The following is a 2,641-nucleotide window of genomic DNA, read 5'->3' as shown; positions in this document are numbered from 1 at the left end:
TGACTGGAGGGTTATTAGCCTCAAGCATTTGCGTGTCCGTCTCATTGTTTATGGTAGCTTCATTGGCAGACTGTGTATGAGTGTCAGTATTATTAGATAATTGAGTTGGCAAGGCAGTCAAATCCATTATGGTAAGGTCATTAAGAGAGAAGATTAATATAACATTTATCGCGCATGGCTCGTCAATAAATTAATCATCAACGAGAGCAGCAGGTTAGTTCATGAAGATAAATCAGTGATTATCTGGTACTTGTACTTAAGTGAGTTTTCGTCCACTATATTTGATGATGTAAGTATCCACTTAATACTCGCTATTTACTTAATACTAATTTTTATTCAATAATAATGCAGGTTAAAGGAATATAGTAATGGGCCAAACTAATCAGCAAACTCCTTATAAAGACGATAATATTTTTGCCAAAATGCTCGATGGTGATATCCCTTATCATAAGGTTTATGAAGATGACAAGACTCTTGCCTTTATGGATATTATGCCGCAAGCAGAGGGGCATGTTTTGGTCATTCCTAAGCAAAAAGCGGTGGATTTGTCTGAGCTTGAACCTGAATACGCAGCAGCGGTATTGATGACAGCTAAAAAAATCATGCAAGCCCAACGTCAGCTATTTAATCGTGAAGGCGTTATCCAAATGCAACTGAATGGTGCAGAAGCGGGGCAAACCGTATTTCATTATCATGTGCACCTGATTCCTTCTAGCATTCATGAGCTTGGTCGCCATGCCGTCACACAAGCAGATCATGCCGAGCTTGCAAAAACAGCTGAGCAATTGGCAGCGATTATTAATGCGTAATTTTAAAAGCGCCAATCTGCGTTATGAGTAAGATAGTAAATAGCACTTGTCCTTTAGATAACAATAAAGGGGGGAACTAACAAGGTGCCTTTTTTGTCATTAGGTAATAGTGCTGTAACAATAGTTCAAGTAATGTGACAAATTGGCAGCAATACTGGGGTTTGTAATCGGTTTATGGTAAACATTAGGTCTACTTGACCGTTAATAAGAATCCGCTTATGAAGAACAAATCCTCCCGTTCCACTATCTTATTGCCCGTCTTCGTGCCGGCAGCAGCCATTATGCTGCTATTGGTCATTGGTACCGCCATTAATCCGGAGTCTGCTGGCGAACTATTTAGCACCGTTCTAAATTTTACCACTGAGACTTTCGGTTGGTTCTATATGTTAGCAGTGGCTATATTTTTGATGTTTATTATTGTCTTGGCGTTTTCGCCTTATGGCAGCATCAAACTGGGTCCAGATCATGCTCAAGCTGAGTATAATTTTCTTGAGTGGTTTGCCATGCTGTTTTCTGCAGGGTATGGGATTGCTTTATTATTCTATGGCGTGGCAGAGCCGGTCATACATTTTGCCAGTCCACCGCTTTCAACACCGCAGACTATTGAAGCCGCAAAAGAAGCAATGCAAATTGCCTATTTTCACTGGGGCTTTCATATTTGGGCGATCTATGGTGTGGTTGGTTTGTCACTGGCGTACTTCTCTTTTCGCCATGGCTTGCCCTTGTCAATGCGCTCAACACTATATCCGCTAATTGGTGATAAAATTTATGGTCCGATTGGACATACTGTTGATGTGTTTGCCATTGTGGGCACGATGTTCGGTATTGCGACCAGTTTGGGGATTTCTGTATCACAGATCAATGCCGGTTTAAATTATCTATTACCAAATACGATACCTGTCAGTATTACAGTTCAGGTGATTATCATTGCGCTGGTGACACTAGCAGCTTTGGTATCTGTTCTCGCTGGCATGGATAAAGGGGTAAAGCGACTCTCAATTTTGAATATGATGTTAGCAACGAGTCTAATGCTATTTGTTTTTATCGTGGGTCCAACCATCTTTATTCTAAACGCCTTTATGGAAAATACAGGCAGCTATTTAGGCAATATCGTTGAGCGTACTTTTAGCTTGCAAGCCTATCAATCGAGTGATTGGATCGGTAGTTGGACGCTCTTTATCTTTGCATGGACGATTGCTTGGGCACCCTTTGTCGGATTGTTTATTGCCAAGATTAGTCGAGGGCGTACTATCCGTGAATTCGTATGGGGCGTGATGTTAGTACCAACCTTCTTTACGTTCTTTTGGTTCGCAGTTTTTGGCGATACAGCGCTCCATATGATTATGGTTGATGGCTACGATGCACTCATTACTGAAGTGCAGAACAACCAAGCAATTGCGTTATTTAAATTATTAGAGAACTTGCCTTTCACTCAGATAGTATCGTCATTAACAGTACTATTAATTATTACCTTTTTTGTGACCTCATCAGATTCAGGGTCGTTGGTGATTGACTCTCTTGCAGCGGGTGGACGTAGTGATACGCCATGGTGGCAACGTACTTTTTGGGTAGTGACTGAAGGCGCAGTTGCCGCGGCTTTACTGGTAGCTGGTGGATTAACAGCGTTACAGACCGCAGCTATTGTCAGCGCCTTACCCTTTGCCGTTATTATATTGATTTCAATATTTGGGATGTGGCGTGCGCTACGTATTGAAGGTCATCGTAACCAGAGTTTAGGTAACGATAATAGAATCCCGCCGCATCTGCTTAAGCCATCCGCATGGCGTGAGCGCATTGATTATATGACGGATAAGCCGACTCGCGATAAAGTT

The 2,641-nt window shown here is 41.8% G+C and carries 2 protein-coding genes; both read left to right on the top strand.

The genetic code is table 11. From position 1 onward, the window contains the following. The first annotated feature begins 368 nt into the window (after window positions 1-368). Window positions 369-809, top strand: coding sequence for an HIT family protein (locus VLN09_RS11695; RefSeq protein ID WP_325246720.1), 441 nt, complete (start codon window positions 369-371; stop codon window positions 807-809). A gap of 218 nt (window positions 810-1,027) precedes the next feature. After that, a partial coding sequence (locus tag VLN09_RS11690; RefSeq protein WP_325246718.1) for a BCCT family transporter occupies window positions 1,028-2,641 on the top strand: 1,614 nt, incomplete at its 3' end.

This window comes from Psychrobacter sp., from assembly GCF_035469765.1.
GTDB lineage: Bacteria > Pseudomonadota > Gammaproteobacteria > Pseudomonadales > Moraxellaceae > Psychrobacter.
Note: the sequence above shows the minus strand (reverse complement) of the source record. Positions and strands in the feature narration are given on the sequence as shown.

Bases quoted from the DNA above. Each gene is read 5' to 3' on its own strand.
- VLN09_RS11695 (WP_325246720.1), top strand. From the start codon at position 369: ATGGGCCAAACTAATCAGCAAACTCCTTATAAAGACGATAATATTTTT.